1 protein-coding gene is annotated in these 861 nt (G+C 50.1%); it reads right to left on the bottom strand.

Annotated elements, in window-relative coordinates; translation table 11 throughout:
* Nucleotides 1-861: RNA-guided endonuclease InsQ/TnpB family protein (locus tag ABR397_RS22900; RefSeq protein ID WP_350307716.1), on the bottom strand; the 861-nt coding region annotated here is incomplete at both ends.

Raw genomic sequence — 861 nt, 5'->3', positions numbered from 1 at the left:
ATGAACGCCTTTTTCTGCTGCCTTGTATTCCAGTTTTGTGATGAATCCATACCAGCCAGCGTCACTGATAGCGCGAGCCAGCCTGGGGTTTTTCATCATATTTGCTGTTTTCAGCGTCTCCACAATTACCGCTTGGTTTTCGTCAACAATTGTGCGGGAGAGTTTGTGCTGAAAATCAGCGCGGGCACTGGCTACCCGTTCGTGTACGGCTGCAAGCCGTATACGGGCTTTACGACGATTCGCACTGCCTTTTTTCTTTCGTGACAGCGCTTTCTGCTTACGTCGCAGGTGACAACTGGCATTGATGAGATGACGGGGATTAGGCACCTTATTCCCGTCCGATTTGATAGCGAAATGCGTCAGCCCCATATCCAGACCTGTAACGCCTGATATCCGCGTTGGTTTCACTCGCGCTTCTGCCCCATCATTACAGAGTATCGAAGCGTAGTATTTACCCGTCGCAGAACGCGTGATTGTGATGCTTTTCACTTCCCCGTTAATTTCACGATGAAGCCGGGCTTCTACTGGTGCCAGTTTGGGTATTTTGATGGCACCATCCAGCACCTTCACCCCGACACAATGATAACTCGACTGTTTCCCGTGTTTGCGTTTAAACGCCGGGAAACGCGCTTTCAGCTTCGGATTAAAAAAGTTGGAAAATGCGACATCGAGGTTAATCACCGCCTGCTGCAAGGCGATGGAATCGTATTCTTTCAGCCAGCTATAGCGGCGGGATTTCTTTGCTGCTGCCAGTAACGGTTTCAGCTCTTTACGCGGGCTTAAATTCACGCCGTGGCGTTTATAAGCCTGTTTTTTGATGTGCAGAGCCTTGTTGTACGCAAAACGCACCGCACCGAACTG

Origin of the sequence: Photorhabdus viridis (genome assembly GCF_040256935.1) — a bacterium.
GTDB lineage: Bacteria > Pseudomonadota > Gammaproteobacteria > Enterobacterales > Enterobacteriaceae > Photorhabdus > Photorhabdus viridis.
This window is presented reverse-complemented; position numbering and strand designations above follow the sequence as displayed.